Raw genomic sequence first — 18016 nt, 5'->3', positions numbered from 1 at the left:
TCTCCTTCAGGTTATAACGGGGCGGCCAACGAGCCAAATATGGCGACGTTAAGTGCGCGCTCGACTAGCCAGATCATGGCGATCGTCGCGGTCACCGCTGAGCCGCCGGCAAGTACCACGCGCCGGTATGTCCAGGTTGCCCGCAACGAGAACGCCAGTGGCAGATAAGCCAATACGATGGCGAGTTGTCCTGCTTCGACGCCAAGATTGAATCCGGCGAGCGACAACGCAAGCGAACCTGCCGGCAAGCCGAGGTCGTGCAACGCGCCCGCAAAACCCAATCCGTGCAGCAGCCCGAAACCGAACGCCGCCATCCAGCGTCCGTTCGTCACGTGCGGAAACAGGTTATTCAGCGCCGCCAGTACTACCGACAAGGCGATGCCCGATTCAACGAGTCGCGAAGGCAGCACGACGATCGATAGCGCCGCCAGCGTGAGTGTGATCGAGTGCGCCACCGTAAATGCGGTCACAACCTTGGTGACATCGACGAATGCCTGGCGAAACGATGCGCCCGGCTGCCATGCACGCCCCTCACGAATCAGCACCGCAGGCAGCAGCAGCGAGAGCAGGAACAGGATGTGATCGTATCCGGTCCAGATGTGCCAGACGCCTTCGTTCAGATATATCGCGAACTGCGTCAACGGCCCGCCGGTATCGGTACCGACAATGCGGTGCGGCGCGTCAGCGCTAAATATGACGCTTCGGCTCTGGCCATTCTCGACGAAGTTGAGAAGTCCCCGATGCTGGGGATCAAGGCCTTCGAACAGCCGGTAATCAATAGAAAGCGTTGGGCTCGCCCGCGGACATTGTCCTGTGAACATCAGCACTGCGTAGGTGCCATCAGTGTGCGAGTCGATCAGTTGCCCAGCCGGTTCGAGCGCACAAAGCTTGCCAGCAGAGGACACCTTGAGGTGTGCAAGCGCATATGCCGCGATATCGCGCTTTCGCGCACGTACTTCTCCCCACGTGATGTCCCCGTCGCCGTTCTCATCGAGCCCAAGCGCGTTGTCGAGATCGCGTAGCGCGATATCCCACTGACCGCGCAGCGCTTGCCCGCTGCGCTCCAGCGTGAGGTAGGCGTCGCTTGCCTTATGCGCAAACGCGGGCGCTATCAGCAACGCGAGCATTAAGGCGAGGAGGACCCGTTTCATTGCCGTACCTGCAGCAGCGTGACGATCGCCGCATCTTCGAGATGCATTGCGGCGACCCAATCGGATGCGTTCTTTAGGGCATCAGCATCGCCGGCTGCGCGTGCGGCTTCGATCAGAATCCGCAGGTCGGACGGCTCGCGTTGGACCAACCAGTTTTCGCGCGCGAGAATGAGTGCCGCTTTGGCGTCATGTTCCACTGTGAGACGAAAGCGCGCCTCCTCCCTGCGATGCACGCTATCCCCGCGGCGACGCGCAGCGTCAAAGCGCGCCGAAAGATCCTCACGGTGCGCAGCGAATGACTCGCGCAATTCCGGCAGCTGTTGCTCGGCCAGCGCTAAACGAAGCAGCAACACGTCGTTTTTTGTAGCGTCACGCAAAAGCGGCAACAACTCTCGCGGACGACCGCGATCCAGCAGAAAATCGGCGTATGCCCCCTGCAGATAAGCGTCATGCGGGTCGAGCGCAAGTGCGTCGCGGAAATGTCGCTCGGCTGCATCGAAGTCGCCGCGGCGAGCGGCAATTTCCGCGGCGAGCGTCAACGCCCACTCGCGCAGATCGAGACTGCCGGCACCTTGCGCAAGCACCTGCACGAGCGCCCCGTATGCGCTCGCTGCGTTGCCGGTCAGGCTCGCCGGTGTCGCATCGCACCCCATGACGACGATGGGTGCAACGAGTCCCTTCAGTTGCTCGCAATCGTGCCGCGCGTCCGCGTAGCGCCCGCGCACGCTGAGCACTGTGGCGCGCGTCAGTCGCGCCTGCGCGAGCGCTGGATGCGCGGCCAGCAACCTATCCAGATCGGCAAGCGAGCCTTCGAAATCATGCTGGCTTTGCTTGAGCGTCGCGCGCAGCAATAACGCGGTCGGCGGCACATCCTCCGCGCCCCACCACGGCGCCAGCGCCGCCTGCGCCTGGCCGAAGAAGCGCGGATCGCCCAGCCTCCGCCCAGCTTCGAGAGCGCGACGCACGACGGACGCTGCGAGATTGAGATCGCGCGGGTTCATCATCAGCGTCGCGCGCATGCGCTTCAGTTGCGCAAGCGCCGGATCGTTTTTCTCTGGAAGGTGTTCGAGCACCACGCCGTCGCTTTCGGGTACATACGGTTTCGCCCAACTCTCGCATGAGAGCAGGACAAGCGCGGCTACCAACGGTACGAATCGCCAACCCAACATCGACCTTCCCCTTCTGCATTGGGATATACGCGAAAGGTCCCGATCCGGATGCAGTCGGCGGTCACTGTTTCTTCCAGCGTCTTGCTTTTGGCTGCGCAATTTGGGCGTCCGCCACGTCAGCGTGGTTCAGCATGACGGGTTAGCCAGAAGTAAAGCCGGTTTCGCTTGACGTCGATGTTGGTCGCACCGGGTCAATCACAGCCTGCTACGCCGCCTGCGCGGGAGAGTGAAGAGCGAAATAACTAATGTCGATCGCGTGAGGATGTCTGCGCTATACAGCCGCTCTACCTTCAATTAGATCCGTCAGTAACGCTCTGCACATAGCGCGCGCGAATGAGCCTTTTCGGGGTTCGAGTTGCATTTTTGGCTTTCCGGTTCGATTTGTAGGCGACTTCTCAATCACATTCAACGCTTAAGATCTGTCATGAACCGTCAATACAACGATGTCCTAAGCCACAGCGTGGGGGGCACCGCCATGACTCGAGCAGACATTCGTGCGTCAGCGCGGGATGGCAAGCCGGGCGGTGTCCATAAAAGACTGTGTGAAAACACTGAGGGGCCCCGATCATGGCGGCGTTCGTCGCTTTCAAGGCTCCTAATCTCGGGAACGGAGGACCGATTGAATAAATTGGCACCCTTGGAAACGGCAGCGCCGTCAGATTGGCGGCGTTACCTTGCAACGTCTCAGTCAGCCGTTGTGAACAAGGAGCTTAATAACGCGCTTCATGTCGGTGCGGAAGTTCGCTTGATGGCTTCAACTATTGAATCACCTGGATAAACTGACCCTGCCGGACAGACTTTCGTTCCGGAATAACCCAGCTTGCTGCATCGTTTAATCGTGAGGCAACCACGTCCTCGGCCGCGCGTTTTTTCGTGGCGGTTTGAATTTGTGAAGCACGCCGATGTGCCGGGCGACGCCGACGACTTCGCGCGTCGAAACGTCGGCGATACATGCAAGAGTCCATCATGGACAAGATACTTGGCTTTGGGGCATTACTCGTCTACGTCAGCTTTTCTGCCCCCGCGTTCGCGCAAGCATATGACGGTTTACCCATACAGGCCAACAGCACCAATTGCCGCGCGGTCGCCGGGCAGGCGAACATCGACGGTTCGATGCAACAGATCATCGGGCGCGCGTGCCTGCAAAGTGACGGGACATGGCAGTTCGAGCAGAGTCCCGATGGCGGGGTGTTGTGGTATTCGGTTGCCGCCTACCCATATCCTGACCCGTGGTGGTGGGGGCCGCCGATTTTCATCGGCGCGGGTGTGAGCTTCATCTTCGTCGATCGTTTCCATCACTTCCACCACTTCCGTCATTTCCATCAACTGGATCACAACCACTTCGGCAACCCGATGGGCGCGGGCTTTCACCGCGGACCTTTCCCGAGCGGCGGCATTCGTGGCTTCGGCGGCGTTCAAGCGTCCGGTGGCATGCGCGGCTTCGGCGGCATGCAAGCGTCCGGTGGCATGCGTGGCTTCGGCGGCATGCAAGCGCCCAGCGGCATGCGCGGCTTCGGCGGCATGCGACGGCGCTAGCCCGACCCGCACGGCAACTCTGTAGGGTAGTTTGTTGTAGTCGCGTCAGCGGGGGGCCTCCCATCGGGGCGCCGGGTTCCATGTCGTTCGCACAGTCGGCTCCGAGTGCGACGAGTGACCGTTTGCAGATTCTGAGCCGCTGTCGGAATGTCCGACCGGCGGTACGAGCGAATGACCCTACCTGGCCCTACCAAACCCCACAGCGTCCGCCTCAATCCGACCCTGAACGTCCTGTTGCCGATACCTGGCGTGGGAGCCATATGCGGTCTTCAAACCGTGCGCATCCCTAATGCGGATGCCGATGATGAATATCGGGGAAATGCGCGTGCGAATGGGTCACAGGCAGATGCACGTGAGGATGCGTGTGCGGCTCGTCACCGGCATAAGGAAAATCATGCTCGTGCTGATGATGCTCGTCATGACGATGCCGGTGCGTGTGTTCGAGAAACTCATGACTGTGCTCATGCTCATGCCGCTCGCGCACATGCAGCCAGATACCCAGCGCCATCAGGGCCGCGGCAATCCAGAAAGACAGGTTGGGCAGGGCGGGCCATATGATCAGCGAAAGGATCACACCGAAAAGCGGCGCTACAGAAAAGTACGCGCCTGTACGCGCCGTACCGAGATGCCGAAGCGCGATAACGAACAAGACGAGGCTGATGCCGTAACCGCTGAGCCCGGTCAGCATCGCCGCCGCCATGGTTCCTGCTGAAGGAAGCGAAGCGCCAGCCGCGAGCGCGATGCCGAGATTCACGGGACCGGCCACCAACCCTTTGAGACACGCGATCACCATCGCGTCGTTCGCCGAGACCTTGCGCGTCAGGTTGTTGTCGATTGCCCAGCACAGACACGCGCCGACGATCAGTAACGCACCTACCGGCACGCCTGTCTGGCCCGGATGCCACGACAGAAGCACGCCGCCCGCGACGATCGCCACCATCCCGAGAAAAACCTGAATGTCGACATTTTCCCGGAAGACCACCCAGGCAATCACTGCGGTCAACACGCCCTCGAGGTTGAGCAATAACGAACTCGTTGCCGCTGGTGTGGTGGACAGGCCCAGCATCAGCAATGCGGGCCCGGCGACGCCGCCCATCGCTATTGCCCCGATCAGCCAGGGTAGCTCGCCTTGGGTGATGCGGTGGTGCGCGCCGGACTGACGCCCGCGCGATCGGAAGGCGCGCCACGCGATGCCGACGCCAAGCCCCAGGCCGCTACCGAGATAAAACAGGCCTGCGAGCATGAATGGGCTGACCGAGCCGAGCAGCGCCTTGGCCAGCGGTGTCGCGGCGCCGAACAGCGCCGCAGCGGCCAAGGCGGTGAATATCGCGGCGTATCCTGATTTCACAACTTCAACCTCATGTTCGCAGCAGAAGAGATAGTTTACAGACCATTGCTGGGGTGACGGATCAAACTCGCAGCAGGCAGCCAAAAGCGTGCTTGTAGAAATCGTTACTGCGGCGTAACGTAATCTACATGAGCACGCTTTCAACCTGGTTGCTACTGGTGCTGACTCTTCCGACAGAGAACGCCACCGCGCGGATGCGTTACTGGCGTGCGCTGAAAGCCCGTGGCTGCGCTGTCCTTCGGGACGGCATATATCTGCTGCCTGACACGCAGGAGCGCGAGCGCGCGTTGCGTGAACTATCGGTCGCGATAGGCGAAAGCGGCGGCACTGCGCATCTGTTGCGCGCGCCCAGCCTGGACGCATCGCAGGAGGCCGAATTCCGCGCCCTGTTCGATCGCACCGACGAGTACGACGGCTTCATCCGCACGCTCGCCGACGTGCGCAAGACGGTTTCCGGCCAGTCCGCCGCAGATCTGACCAGACTGTCGCGACGCCTGCGCAAGGACTACGAGACCATCGTCGCCATCGACTTCTTTTCGAGCGAAACGGCAACGCGTGCCGAGGCCGCCTGGCAGGATTTTCTGGCGCACGTCGACACGGTGCTGTCGCCTGGCGAGCCACACGCCGCAGCCCGCGTAATCCGCTCGCTTTCTGTCGAGGACTATCAAGGACGGAGTTGGGCGACCCGGCGACGCATGTGGGTCGACCGTGTGGCGAGCGCATGGCTGATCCGCCGTTTCATCGACCGCGACGCGCGTTTTATCTGGTTACCGTCACCCGAAGCCTGTCCGCCAGACGCGCTCGGTTTCGATTTCGATGGCGCCGCCTTTACCCATGCCGGAGAACGCGTCACGTTCGAAGTACTACTGGGGAGCTTCGGTCTGGACACGAATCCGGCGCTCGTGCGGCTCGGCGCAATGGTTCACGCGCTCGACGTCGGCGGTGTGAGCGTGCCGGAAGCCATCGGGTTCGAAGCGGTCATGGCCGGCTCGCGCGAGCGCACGGCTGACGACGACCAGTTGCTGGCCGCGATGAGCCCCGTGCTCGACGCGATGTACACGCATTTCGCGGCCAGTGAAAAAGGCAGCGATACGGGAAGGCGCCCATGAGCACGACGAGCGCACACGTGCCCGGCTATACGCGTGGTCAAATCGCCAGTACGTCAGCCAGCTTTTCAACATCACCAACTGGGAACGCGGCTTCGCGGCTAAAGGCAGCGACGCGCGCATAGCACTGTCATGCGATGCAACGTCTCATCGGCGACGCTTCACTCCCGGCTCTCCAGTCTGGTTCTGCCGGGCGGCGTGGAAGGTGGCGCGTTGACACTGCTTGCGGCTCGCGGTTTGCGGGGTATCTGCGATGGATTCGTCGCGGTGCTGCTGCCTGTCTATCTTCTCCGGCTCGGATTCGGCCAACTGACTGTCGGGTTGATCAGCACCACAACGCTATTCGGTTCTGCTCTCGCCACGGTTCTGATCGGCTTTGTCGGCAATCGCGTCGCCCTGCGCTTGTTGCTGCTGTTTGCTGCGGCGCTGATGATAGGTACAGGTCTCGCGTTCGCCAGCCTTTCTTCGTTGTGGCCGCTGCTGGTCGTCGCTTTTATCGGAACCCTGAATCCGGGTTCCGGCGACGTAAGCCTGTTCCTTCCCCTGGAACATGCACGGCTCGCGGAATCCGCTAGTGGCGACGCGCGTACTTCGCTCTTTGCACGCTATAGCCTGATCGGCGCATTGTCGGCGGCGGTGGGCGCGCTCGCTGCCGCACTGCCGGACAGGATCGCTACGGGTCTGGCCGTCTCGTCACTGTCCGCGACGCGAGCCATGTTCGTGGTCTATGCGCTGACGGGGTTTGCCATCTGGCTTCTCTACCTGCGCTTGCCCGCGCGCGTGCCGCAGGCGCGTGTTGTGCGTGCGCCGCTCGGACCGTCACGCGGGATCGTGATTCGCCTCGCACTGCTTTTCAGTGTCGACGCGTTCGCGGGCGGTCTTCTCGTCAACTCGCTGCTCGCGCTGTGGCTGATCCAGCGGTTCGGGCTTTCGCCCGGCACAGTGGGCCAGTTCTTCTTCTGGGCAGGCATGTTGAGCGCTGGGTCCCAACTCGTCGCAGCGCCGCTTTCGCGAAAAATTGGTCTGCTGAACACGATGGTGTTCACGCATATGCCATCCAGCGTCTGCCTGATCGCGGCCGCGTTCTCGCCGTCGCTCCCACTGACTCTGGCGCTGCTTCTCGCGAGAAGTGCCCTGTCGCAGATGGACGTGCCGACCCGCAGCGCCTATGTGATGTCGGTAGTGACGCCCATGGAACGTCCTGCCGCCGCGAGTTTCACCGCCGTCCCGCGAAGTCTTGCGGCAGCGCTCGCGCCTGTGCTGTCGGGTACGTTGCTTGGCCTCGGATGGCTGGGCGCTCCGCTTGTCGCTTGCGGCGTGCTCAAGATTGCCTACGATCTATCGCTGCTCGCAGCGTTTCGCCACATCGAACCGGAAGGAGGGTCGCCATGACGCGCACGCGCCCCTGCGGGCCACCAGCCATATCGCTTTACGTCATCCTGCTCGTAGTGTCGGCGGCGGCAGGCATTCTGGTACACGTCATTTCAGCAGCGAGCGCCGCGCAGTCGGAGGCCCGCCTGCCGCTCGATCACATCGCCGACGTCCCGTTGCCGGGCCGCGCCACGCGTCTGGACTACGTAAGCCATGACGCTGACCGGCACCTGCTGTTCATCGCTCATCTTGGCGACAGTGAAGTCGTGGTGTTCGATACGCTCAGGTCGAGCGTTGTGTCCCGCGTCGCCGACATTGCGTCAGTACATGGGGTACTGGCCGTGCCGGAACTCGGGCGGGTGTATGCATCGGCGACCGGCACCAACGAGGTCGTCGCGATCGACGAGGCCAGCATGCATGTGGTGGCACGTGTGCCGGGCGGCGTCTACCCCGACGGCATCGCATATGAGCCCAACTCCCAGAAACTTTATGTGTCGGATGAGACGGGCGGCACGGTAACCGTGATCGATACGCACACAAACCAGCGAAAGAGCACTATCCAGTTGGGTGGAGAAGCGGGCAACACACAGTACGACCCCGACTCGCACCATATCTTCGTCAATGTGCAGACGCGGCGGCAGCTCGTCGAAATAGATCCGTCGACCGACACGATTATCAGCCGGATCGATCTGCCTGGTGCGAAAGGCAACCACGGCCTCGCCATCGTCCCTCAAGTGCATCTCGCGTTCATCGCGTGTGAAGACAATGACAAGCTGATCGTGCTCGACCTGCTGACAAGGCGCGTCACTCAGACTTTCGACGTCGGCGGCGGGCCCGATGTGCTCGCTTACGATCCGGGCGCGCATCTGCTTTACGTGGCCGGCGAAGCCGGCATCGTGTCGATGTTCCGCGTCTCGGGGTCTGCCGTATCGAAAGCAGGTGAGGGCAGGGTAGGACCCAACGCCCATGTCGTCGGCGTCGATCCCGCGACACACCGCACTTACTTCCCGCTGAAGAACGTCGATGGTCGGCCCGTGCTTCGCATCATGGCGCTTGCATCCACGGGATCGCGGTAGCGGTGCTTGCGTCGGCGCTCTCGAAGCTCATTTCGGTGGCGCGTGGATCAATCTGATCGTACGCGATCTCGCGAGCGAGGGCATGACGACGCTGCTCGCGATCCATGAAATGGGCTTCGCGCGCGAGGTTTCATCAAAGGTTGGTTTTCTGTGCGACGGCTCGGTTACGACTTGCTCGCCGCACGCAGTGCCGCTCTCATGCTCATTTCTATGTCGAGAAGTCTTGCGCCGAGCTCCACGAAGCTGCTGCGCCCCTCGCCGAAGACCTCGCCGTTCATGTAGATCGTCGGCACGACGCTAATTTCACGCGCGGACAGCTCACTTTGAAAAATTCCGCCGTCGATCGTAACGTTGTGAATCCGTGGATTGATCACCGCCATCATGTTCAGCGCTTGCACAACGTCCACACAGCTTCCGCACGACAACGAAATATAGGTTTCGAAATAGTAGTCACGTTCCAGTGTTCGAATCCGTTCGATGGTCGTACTGTCGGCTACGACGGGATGCCCTCCAACCTGGAGTATTGCAAGGACAAGGGACGAAAATTCAGGCCCTGTTGGGGTGGCGGCAAACTGAATGCAGGCATCTGCTCCCACCTGCCTGATTGAAAACGAGGGCTTGCGCTCGTCGCCGTGCTGCTCCTCGACGACCGTGACCAGGTCGGTCAACGACGCAATTTCGTTCAGCATCGCCAGCATTTCGTGCGATGTTTGACTACCGCCCGGCGACACGATTAATTCGACGGGTCTGCGAAGGTTTCGCAAATACGTCTGCAGTTGTGACCTGAGATCGATGTTCAGCATTTGAATTTCGATTCCGTAGCAACCTGCACAGGGCTATGTGAGGAGCCTAACGCCACAACAACACGCGAGTGCCCACAACCGGCGGCGCCGGTCGGTGGGTAGAGGGTGCCTCGCAATGCTCCCCCCGAATGTCGGGACGATTTGGTGCGCTATCGCACACATTCAAAGCGTTCGCGAATTACCTCCAATGCTTGTCACCGTGCCTGCTTCGGCGGCAACTTCGGCCAGCGTCGAGAGTGACAATGCCACCGAAGCGTCCGAAGCGCAACTGATCTTCAAAGCTCGATGACGTATGACTGGCCGGGTTCCAGTGTGCAAATTGTCGGAACGCGAAGTGGACGTTCCGGGTCGCAGCTGCGAAAAAGCCCAATCGACGCCGCCTGACAGTGAGGCCGCCCGACCGCGTCAACAAGACGGCGTTCATCAGCCATCCGTCGAAACGGTGATAGCCTCCCACGCACCGATTTCCGCGTTCAACGCCGACAACTTGTTTCGAACGAGACCGAGTGCGTCGCTACCGAGCAAAAGATGCGCGGGAGGATGTTCCGCTGCAATGGCGGCCAGTATTGCGCGCGCCGCTTTGCTGGGATCTCCCGGTTGCTTGCCGCTTTTTTCCTCGCGGGCCTGGCGGATGGGATCGAAAATATCGTCGTAATCCGGAATCGAGCGGGGTGTCCGCGTCATCGAGCGACCCGCCCAGTCTGTGCGAAACGAGCCCGGAGCCACCGCCGTCACGGCAATACCGAAGGGCTTGACCTCTTTGCCGAGCGCCTCGGAGATGCCCTCCAACGCGAACTTGCTGCCGCAGTAATAGGTGATTCCCGGCATCGTGATGTAGCCGCCCATCGATGTGATATTCACAATGTGACCGCGGCGGCGCTCACGCATGAATGGCAGGACGGCCTTCATCATCGCGACCGCGCCAAACACGTTGACATCGAACTGTCGGCGCATCTCCGGGAGCGGCGATTCCTCCATGATGCCCTCGTGACCGTAGCCGGCATTGTTGACCAGCACATCGATGGGTCCGACGCTGGCCTCGATTTCCGCCACCACGCCGTCGATCGCGTCGAAGTCGGTCACGTCGAGCACACGTCCCCAAGCGGCGTTCGCGGACAGGGACTCGAATTCGCGCTTGGCCTGAGCAGTTCTCACCGTGCCGACGACCTTGTGACCCGTCGCCAGCGCTTCCTGTGCGAGCGCGCGGCCAAAACCGCTGCTGACGCCGGTGATGAGCAGAGTTTTGCTGGATGCCATTGAAACTTCTCCCGAAAGTCGATTGGAGAGTGCATACTAATCTGACAAACGAGGCAAAATAAGCCGAATTCCGCTGAGTTTCTTGCACAAAACTATGAGCACGCTACGCGCTTCGACCCAGCACCCAGCTCTATCCTCGCGCAGCCAGAAACGCATGGTTGCGCTGCTGCGCGCGTTGGCGCCCGACGAGGGCTACAACCTGACGGCGCTGCCGAGCGTGCGCATCTTGCGGTCGAACCGGGCGCTATCGCGCACGCCCGTTCTGTACGACCCCGGTATCGTGATCGTCTGCCAAGGCCGCAAGCGAGGCTATTTCGGCGACCAGCTGTACCTGTACGACGAGCATCACTATCTGGCCGTATCGGTGCCAGTGCCATTCAGCATGGAGACCGACGCAACCGAGGAGCGACCACTGCTCGCGCTGTATCTGCACCTCGATTTCGCCTTGGCCGCCGAACTTGCGGAGCGGATCGACCGCGAAGGGGTGGCTGAGCGCACACCAGCACCTCGGAGCATGATGTCGACGCCGATGGATGACGCGATGCAAGCGTCCGTGCTGCGCTTTCTCGAGGCGATGCATCGGCCACTCGAAGCTGCTGTGTTGGGTGCCGGGCTGCTGCGTGAGCTGTATTTCCGGGTGCTCACCGGGGCCCAGGGAAGCTCGTTGCGCGAGGCCTTGGCGATGCGAGGACAGTTCGGCCAGATAGGCCGCTCACTCCGCGTGATTCATGCAAGCTATGCGCAGCCTCTCGACGTAAGGCGACTGGCCGACGAAGCGGGTATGAGCATTCCGAGTTTCCACAGCCACTTCAAGGCCATTACACAGGTGTCGCCGATGCAATACGTGAAGTCGACGCGCCTTCATCAGGCTCGCCTGTTAATGGTGCGCCAGGACCTGACCGCGGAGGCGGCGGGACACGCTGTGGGTTACGCGAGCCCGTCCCAGTTCAGCAGGGAATTCAGGCGTCTGTTTGGCTTGACGCCGGCAGCGGAGGCTAAGCGGATGCGCGAGAGCTTCGCGATCCCGGCTGTATTCGCTGATACGGCTTATGTGTCGTCGCACTGATGCCAGCGCTCATCGCTTCTGATAGGTGCCGATCAGTTCGGCCTGCGTGAGTACGTGCCCGTGCATGGCCTTCTCGAGAGCGGCCTTGCTGGGGCTTTTCAAATCGGGCAGTACGGTGTCGAGCGCATACAGCTTGTGGAAATAGCGGTGGCGTCCCACGGGCGGACAAGGGCCGCCGTAACCGGCACGCTTGAAGTCATTGGTGCCTTCGAGCGTGCCGCCCGGCAAAGGCTGTGCATTAGCGCCATCGGGTAACCCGGTTGCTGTCGGCGGGATGTTGTAGAGCACCCAATGCACCCAGGTCATTCTCGGCGCGTCGGGGTCCGGCGCGTCGGGGTCGTCGACGATCAGCGCCAGGCTTTTTGCGTTCGCGGGCACGCCGGACCACGCGAGCGGCGGGGATACATTGGCGCCCTCGCAGGTATGCTGCACCGGAATCTCGCCGCTCTGTCGGAAGGCTTGCGACGTTAGCGTGAGTGTCATGGCAGCCTCCTCGTTGGGTTGCGACCATGCTTTTATTCTAGGTCAGCGTCCACCGAAGTCGCGCGAGCTTCCGCTTATTGGCCGACTGGCGACTTCGTGGATGGGGTCGCCAGTGAGTTGTTGACCCCGTAAGCGGGCTGGCGGGACGTGGAGCTACTTTCCGTGCTCATCGTGCTCATCGGCTGGCCCGAGTTCGGTGATGCCGAGCCGCTGTCCGAGCCGGTGGCGCCAGGCGTGCCGTAGCCACTCGTTGGAGCGGCCGGCGACTTCGTGGACGGAGTCGCCAGCGTGTTGTTGCTTTGGGCATATACGCCGCCCGACAGCATCAGTGCGGCGACGGCCGCGATCAATGTGCTGGTTGCCTTGTTCATGAAGCGCTTCTCCTTTAATGGATTGCGATATCGACGCAAACGATGCTCACGTACGTTTCCGTCAGGGTCGCGAGACTCCAAGTTTAGGAAAGCGAAGGCTGATAGTTATGCGCATTATTCACAATGGTGAATATCGATTTCAGGAATTAACCGGGCAATTCGATGCGCGCTCGTCCCTGATCTGCGCGGCGGCCGCCATCATTCCTTGTCTCGCAGCCAGGGCGTATACGTGATTCCGATCAGCAATCCTTCCGGCCCGATAAAGCGGCTGACAGTCTGGCCCCATGGCTCATTCCGGTTTGTGACCAGCATTCGATACCCTTGCGATTCAAGTTCTGCCGTTGCCGCTTCGACGTCGTCGACATCGAACTCGATCCAGGCTTGCGGGATGGGTACGTCGGGAGGCCACGATTCGGTGCCGAAGCAAGACTGAGACGCGTGAGAGAGCGGCCACAACGCGAAAGAGTTTGCGCCGTTCAGACTCTCCGTATGGAGATAGCCGCCGTTCTCTTCCTTGAAGGGGATACCGAAGGCCCGGCCATAGAGATCACGGCTTGGCTGGGCCTCGGTCACGATCGGGCCAAAGCCTGCGATGAATAAGGCGGTGGTAACTGGGATCTTTTCCATGGCTTCTCCTTTGCCGCGAAAGAGCGGCGGGTGAGCGGCGGGTGAGCGGCTTACATTCGCTCGTCAATTCGCGGGAATCGTCACCACCGGCGCCTTACTGCTCGTATCCGACTCCGCGAGCGCCATCAGATTCTGCACGACCGTAAATGCGTATTTGGAGTCGAAGTCGTTACGCTCGACCCAATACACCGAAGGCCCATATGCGATCGACACATAAGCATCGGCCGGCGCGGCGTTGCCCGAGTGCACGATGATCGTCGGCCTGGTCTCACCGCCGACCAACCCGACGGTCGGCTTCGTCGAACCGTCGCTGATGCGCTCCTGCGGCACCTGCACCTGCGCGCCGAGATCGCTGAGGATGCCGAGCACCGAGCGCGTGACCATCGTAATGCGCTCGCCCTTCCCGGACGTCGACGACGGCCCATACACGACCTCATAGCTACGTGTCTTCGTAGACAGATGCAGCAGCCTGCGCACGCGCGCGACATCGGCGGCCGTGTCCGGCGACTCGCCGCTGGTGGTCGCGCCGATCGACAGGAACACGGCCAGTGCGGGGCTTTGGCCGCCTTTGAGATCGGCCTTCACATCGAGCTGACGTGTCTCGACGTTCAGTTCGCCCGCCAGTTGCAGACGACGCAACGCCTGCAGCAATTCGAAGAAGCCCGGCGCGCCCGCGCTGTTGTTGCCGCCGAGCACATCGCCGTTGCGCAGACCGCCGATCGACTGCGCGGTGATGCGCAACAGCAGATCGATCGGCACGCCGCCCTCGGCGAGCGGCAACACGAGCGCCGGCGCGAGCGGCCGGATATAGGCGGACGCGAACGCTTCACCGGTGGTCGGCGTGAACGTGAAGGTCGGCCGGTTCGAGTACGACACGCTGCCGGTCGCCTGCGCGTAGTTCGGCATGGTGCCCGAGCCGGCGTTGAGCGTCGCGCCGCCGGTGGTGTCGAACGTGTAGGCGGCGATGATGCTGCTGACGGTCAGGAACGCGGGCGCATCGCCGTAGCGCAGACCGATCACGGCGGCGAGAATCGCGCGTTTCTTAGCGTCGCCGAGTGCCCGCGCATAGTCGACCTGATCGGCCTTCAGACGCGAGGGGCCGATATGCACGCAGGCGGACGTGAGGCAGGCCGCGCACAACGTGGCGGCTACGGAAGCGGTTCTGAGCATGGACGGGCGCGAGCGGCGGTAATCCGCTGAACAATGGGGTCTGCGCTCGGCGGTAGCAGAACCCATTCCCGCGCAAGCGGCGGGCCGGGTCAGCGGGTCGCTTCGTTGTCGCTCCGGCGCAGCGCGCGGCGGCGTCGCGCGTGCGTCGATGCGAAAGGGCGTTGGCACGCTTTACCGCTGCCTTGCAAGAATTGCAGAAATGCGCAGGGTGGATGCCCGGCTTTCAAGCTTCGGCGTCGATCCCGTCTTGCGCTTCGTCCTCGCCGCCTCGCTCGAGCGCGCTGCGATACGCGCGCGATTGCATCTCGGCGAGCCGGCTCAGCGTACGCGACAGATCATGCGCGCCTTCGAGGCCGATCAATGCGGTCTCGATCGGCTGATCGGACGCGATGAAGAGGGCGCGCTTGCGGTCGTAGAAGATGTCGATCAGCCACACGAGGCGCTGCAGCGTATGCGACTGCCTCAATGCTTCCGCATGCAGACGATCGACGATCAAGCCTTGCCATTGCTCGGCGAGATCGAGGTAGTCGAGGTGCGAGCGGCTCGCGACGCATAGCTGCTCGAAGTCCGCCCACAGCAGCGCGCTGCCGGCCGCGCGCGCTACGAGCGGACGGCCCGCCGCGCTCAGGTTGACCGGTTCGATCGCAGCGCCGCTTTCATGGCTCAAGAAGATATCGCGCAACGCGGCCTCGCTCGACGCATCGAGCGGCGCGAAAAAGCGCGGCACCTCGGCCGCTTCGCCGCCGAAGCGGTAATCGCGCGCGCCATCGAAATGGATCACCGTGAAGGCGCGTTTGATCTGCGCGATGGTCGGCACAAAGCGCTCGTGAAACTCGGGGTCGGGCAGCAGATCGTCCGGTGCGTAGTTCGACGTCAGCACGATCCGGCTGCCGAGGTTGATCGCGGTGTCGAGAAAGCGGCCCATCAGGAACGCGTCGGCGATATCGTGCACATGGAATTCGTCGAAGCACAGCAGCTCGATACCGTCGAGCCATTGCCGCGATACGTCGCCGAGCCGGTCGTCGCCCCGCGGCGCCTGGACGAGCCGGCGGTTCATCTCGCGCAGGAACTCGTGGAAATGCAGGCGCCGTTTGCGGCACGGCGCGAGCTCGAACAGCGTATCGACGACGAGGCTCTTGCCGCGCCCCGGCAAGCCATGACAGTAGACGCCTTGCGGCCCGAACGCGGCGGTGGACCATGCACGCCGTGCCCGCTGCTGCGCGCCGAGCAACCCGACGAGTGCGCTGATTGCCTCACGCTGGCGCGGATCGGGCGTGATGCCGCGCGCGGTCAATGCGCGTGCGATGCGGGTTTCGTCAAGCATGGGCGAGAGCGTCCATGCCAGGTGATGCAAATGATGCGACTTGCGCGAATGACGCAGAATGGGCCGCCGCGAAAACGGCGAGGACGTGTGTGAGCATGAGATAAGGGGCGGCGTGATGGGCTGCGCTGAAGCAGGCCCAATGAGCGCGTGCACGAAGCGCGCGCCATTTTACCAGTCACGTCCTCTGTCGAACCGTTGGCGCGCGCACACGTCGTCGAGCCGCTACCGCATCATTTGTCGTGATGCCCCGGCAGCACCGCACCGAGCACCTGCCTGGCCGTCTCGACCACCACGTTGCCCTGATCGGGATCGCCCTTCAGCAAGGTCTCGGCAAACGCTTTGGCCTGCGCGAGCGTGACGTGCGGCGGCAGCGGCGGCACGTTCGGATCGGACTTCACCTCGATCACGACGGGACGATTCGACGCGAGCGCGTCGTCCCAGGCGGTCGCCATCTGCTCGGGGTTGTCGACATAGATGCCCTTCAAACCGATCAACTCCGCAAAGCGGTGATACGGCACGGAAGGAATGTCCTGCGACACCTCGAACTTCGGATCGCCTTCCATCACGCGTTGCTCCCACGTGACCTGGTTCAGATCGCCATTGTTGAGCACCATGCAGATCCAGCGCGGATCGCTCCAGCCTTGCCAGTACTTCGCGACCGTGATCAGCTCGGCCATGTTGTTCATCTGCATCGCGCCGTCGCCGACCAGCGCGATCACGGGCCGCTCGGGGTACGCGAACTTCGCGGCGATCGCATACGGCACGGCCGCGCCCATCGACGCGAGCCCGCCCGACAGCGAGCACATCATGCCGCGCTGCACCTGCAGATCACGCGCGTACCAGTTCGCGACCGAACCCGAATCGCTGGTGACGATCGCGTTCGACGGTATGCGCTTCGACAGCTCCCATACCGACAGCTGCGGATTGAGGCCATCCTTCGCGGGTTCGTGCGCGCGTTTTTCCAGCGTCTTCCACCAGTCGGACACCCAGCCTTCGATGCGCTCACGCCACAGCCGATCCTGCTTCTGCTCGATGAGCGGCAGCAGCGCGCGCAGCGTCTCGACGCTATCGCCGACGAGGTTCACTTCCATCGGATAACGCAGGCTCAGCATGTCGGCCTTGATGTCGATCTGCACGCCGCGCGCGTCGCCTTCCTTCGGCAGAAACTCCGAGTACGGGAAGCCGGAGCCGATCATCAGCAAAGTATCGCAATGGGTCATCATGTCGTAGCTCGGCTTGGTGCCGAGCAGGCCGATCGAGCCGGTCACCCACGGCAGATCGTCGGGCAGCGCCGCCTTGCCGAGCAGCGCTTTGGCGACGCCGGCGCCGAGTTTCTCGGCGACCGCGATCACTTCGGCGGTCGCGTGCAGCGCGCCCGCGCCGACCAGGATCGCGACCTTGCGGCCGGCGTTCAGCACGTCGGCGGCCTGGCGCAACTGCTGGTCGCCCGGCACGACACGCGGACGCGCGTAACCGATGCCCGAATGCAGCGTGCCGTGCTTGCGCCCCGGCGGTTCATACGGAATGTCCTGCAGATCGTTCGGCAGTATCAGCGCGGTCACTGCGCGCTCGGCAAGCGCGATACGCACCGCCCGATCGACCAGATGACGCACCTGCGCGGGCATCGTCGCAAAGCCGACGAACGAGCCGGCCACGTCCTTGAACATCGCCGGCAGATCCAGCTCCTGCTGATAGTGTCCGCCGATCGCCGCGCGCGCCTGCTGACCGGCGATCGCCAGCACCGGCATGTGATCCATGCGCGCGTCGTAGAGGCCCGTCAGCAGATGCGAAGCGCCGGGCCCCGAGGTGGCGATGCACACGCCGAGTTCGCCGGTGAACTTGGCATGCGCGGCGGCCATGAACGCGGCCATTTCTTCGTGGCGGACCTGGATGAATTCGATCGGGCCGGGCTGATCCGTGCCTCTATGGCGCTTTTTCGCTTCGCTCTGCGCGCGGTTCAACGCGCCGAACACGCCGTTGATGCCGTCGCCCGGATAGCCATAGATACGCCGCACGCCCCATGCATGCAGCCGCCCGATGATGAAATCGCCAACGGTTTCAGCCATGATCCTCGCTCCCTCGATATCGAGTCGATGCCGCCGCGTGGAATGGACGGCTTTGGTCGGTATCGAACGAGCAAGGGCTGTTCCTTGCGACT

The 18016-nt window shown here is 62.5% G+C and carries 16 protein-coding genes; 5 read left to right on the top strand and 11 right to left on the bottom strand.

Going from position 1 to position 18016, the window contains the following annotated elements; genetic code table 11:
• Positions 1-11: 11 nt before the first annotated feature.
• Together AB3X95_RS21025 and AB3X95_RS21020 are read right to left on the bottom strand one after the other, a co-directional pair.
• Positions 12-1151 carry a HupE/UreJ family protein gene (locus AB3X95_RS21025; protein WP_176126560.1) on the bottom strand — a complete coding sequence of 380 codons (1140 nt, stop codon included), beginning with the start codon at positions 1149-1151 and terminating at the stop codon, positions 12-14.
• Positions 1148-2320, bottom strand: coding sequence for a tetratricopeptide repeat protein (locus tag AB3X95_RS21020; RefSeq protein ID WP_368622447.1), 1173 nt, complete (start codon positions 2318-2320; stop codon positions 1148-1150). Before AB3X95_RS21020 ends, AB3X95_RS21025 begins: the two co-directional genes overlap by 4 nt.
• Before the next feature lie 966 nt (positions 2321-3286).
• On the opposite strand from AB3X95_RS21020, the gene AB3X95_RS21015 reads away from it, so the two are divergent.
• On the top strand, positions 3287-3856 hold the full coding sequence (locus AB3X95_RS21015) for a hypothetical protein (protein ID WP_368622446.1): 570 nt from the start codon (positions 3287-3289) through the stop codon (positions 3854-3856).
• Positions 3857-4142: 286 nt separating this feature from the next.
• Here the strand turns inward: AB3X95_RS21015 and AB3X95_RS21010 are convergent, their stop codons facing one another.
• The gene (locus tag AB3X95_RS21010; RefSeq protein WP_368622565.1) at positions 4143-5204 is read right to left on the bottom strand and encodes a DMT family transporter; all 1062 of its coding nucleotides are present in this window, start codon (positions 5202-5204) and stop codon (positions 4143-4145) included.
• 128 nt (positions 5205-5332) lie between these two features.
• Between AB3X95_RS21010 and AB3X95_RS21005 the strand changes: the two genes are divergently transcribed.
• From AB3X95_RS21005 to AB3X95_RS20995, 3 genes are all read left to right on the top strand, one after another.
• Positions 5333-6313: a chromate resistance protein ChrB domain-containing protein gene (locus tag AB3X95_RS21005; RefSeq protein WP_368622445.1), complete on the top strand. Its 981-nt coding sequence runs from the start codon at positions 5333-5335 to the stop codon at positions 6311-6313.
• A gap of 129 nt (positions 6314-6442) precedes the next feature.
• On the top strand, positions 6443-7702 hold the full coding sequence (locus AB3X95_RS21000; RefSeq protein ID WP_368622444.1) for an MFS transporter: 1260 nt from the start codon (positions 6443-6445) through the stop codon (positions 7700-7702).
• Positions 7699-8757: a hypothetical protein gene (locus AB3X95_RS20995; protein WP_368622443.1), complete on the top strand. Its 1059-nt coding sequence runs from the start codon at positions 7699-7701 to the stop codon at positions 8755-8757. The genes AB3X95_RS21000 and AB3X95_RS20995 overlap by 4 nt, the downstream gene beginning before the upstream one ends.
• Positions 8758-8921: 164 nt before the next feature.
• Here AB3X95_RS20995 and AB3X95_RS20990 read toward each other — a convergent pair whose 3' ends face one another.
• Complete coding sequence (locus tag AB3X95_RS20990; RefSeq protein WP_184227453.1) at positions 8922-9560, bottom strand: alkyl hydroperoxide reductase; 639 nt, start codon at positions 9558-9560, stop codon at positions 8922-8924.
• Between the two features lie 423 nt (positions 9561-9983).
• Entirely contained in the window at positions 9984-10817 is an 834-nt protein-coding gene (locus AB3X95_RS20985) for an oxidoreductase (RefSeq protein ID WP_176125697.1), read from the bottom strand.
• A 94-nt stretch (positions 10818-10911) separates the two neighbouring features.
• On the opposite strand from AB3X95_RS20985, the gene AB3X95_RS20980 reads away from it, so the two are divergent.
• Positions 10912-11883, top strand: coding sequence for an AraC family transcriptional regulator N-terminal domain-containing protein (locus AB3X95_RS20980; protein WP_368622442.1), 972 nt, complete (start codon positions 10912-10914; stop codon positions 11881-11883).
• A gap of 9 nt (positions 11884-11892) precedes the next feature.
• Here the strand turns inward: AB3X95_RS20980 and AB3X95_RS20975 are convergent, their stop codons facing one another.
• From AB3X95_RS20975 to AB3X95_RS20950, 6 genes are all read right to left on the bottom strand, one after another.
• Positions 11893-12366: a YbhB/YbcL family Raf kinase inhibitor-like protein gene (locus AB3X95_RS20975; RefSeq protein WP_368622441.1), complete on the bottom strand. Its 474-nt coding sequence runs from the start codon at positions 12364-12366 to the stop codon at positions 11893-11895.
• Positions 12367-12440: 74 nt separating this feature from the next.
• Entirely contained in the window at positions 12441-12737 is a 297-nt protein-coding gene (locus AB3X95_RS20970; protein ID WP_368622440.1) for a hypothetical protein, read from the bottom strand.
• A 198-nt stretch (positions 12738-12935) separates the two neighbouring features.
• Positions 12936-13364: a VOC family protein gene (locus AB3X95_RS20965; protein WP_176125701.1), complete on the bottom strand. Its 429-nt coding sequence runs from the start codon at positions 13362-13364 to the stop codon at positions 12936-12938.
• Between the two features lie 63 nt (positions 13365-13427).
• Positions 13428-14534 carry a hypothetical protein gene (locus tag AB3X95_RS20960; protein ID WP_368622439.1) on the bottom strand — a complete coding sequence of 369 codons (1107 nt, stop codon included), beginning with the start codon at positions 14532-14534 and terminating at the stop codon, positions 13428-13430.
• A 223-nt stretch (positions 14535-14757) separates the two neighbouring features.
• The gene (gene zapE, locus AB3X95_RS20955) at positions 14758-15858 is read right to left on the bottom strand and encodes a cell division protein ZapE (protein WP_368622438.1); all 1101 of its coding nucleotides are present in this window, start codon (positions 15856-15858) and stop codon (positions 14758-14760) included.
• A 230-nt stretch (positions 15859-16088) separates the two neighbouring features.
• Positions 16089-17924 carry a thiamine pyrophosphate-requiring protein gene (locus AB3X95_RS20950; RefSeq protein ID WP_368622437.1) on the bottom strand — a complete coding sequence of 612 codons (1836 nt, stop codon included), beginning with the start codon at positions 17922-17924 and terminating at the stop codon, positions 16089-16091.
• Positions 17925-18016 lie beyond the last annotated feature (92 nt).

The sequence above is a fragment of the Paraburkholderia sp. BR13444 genome (genome assembly GCF_040948755.1).
GTDB classification, from domain to species: Bacteria; Pseudomonadota; Gammaproteobacteria; order Burkholderiales; family Burkholderiaceae; genus Paraburkholderia; species Paraburkholderia youngii.
The sequence above is the reverse complement of the archived record's forward strand: the minus strand, read 5'-3'. Positions and strand labels throughout refer to the sequence as shown.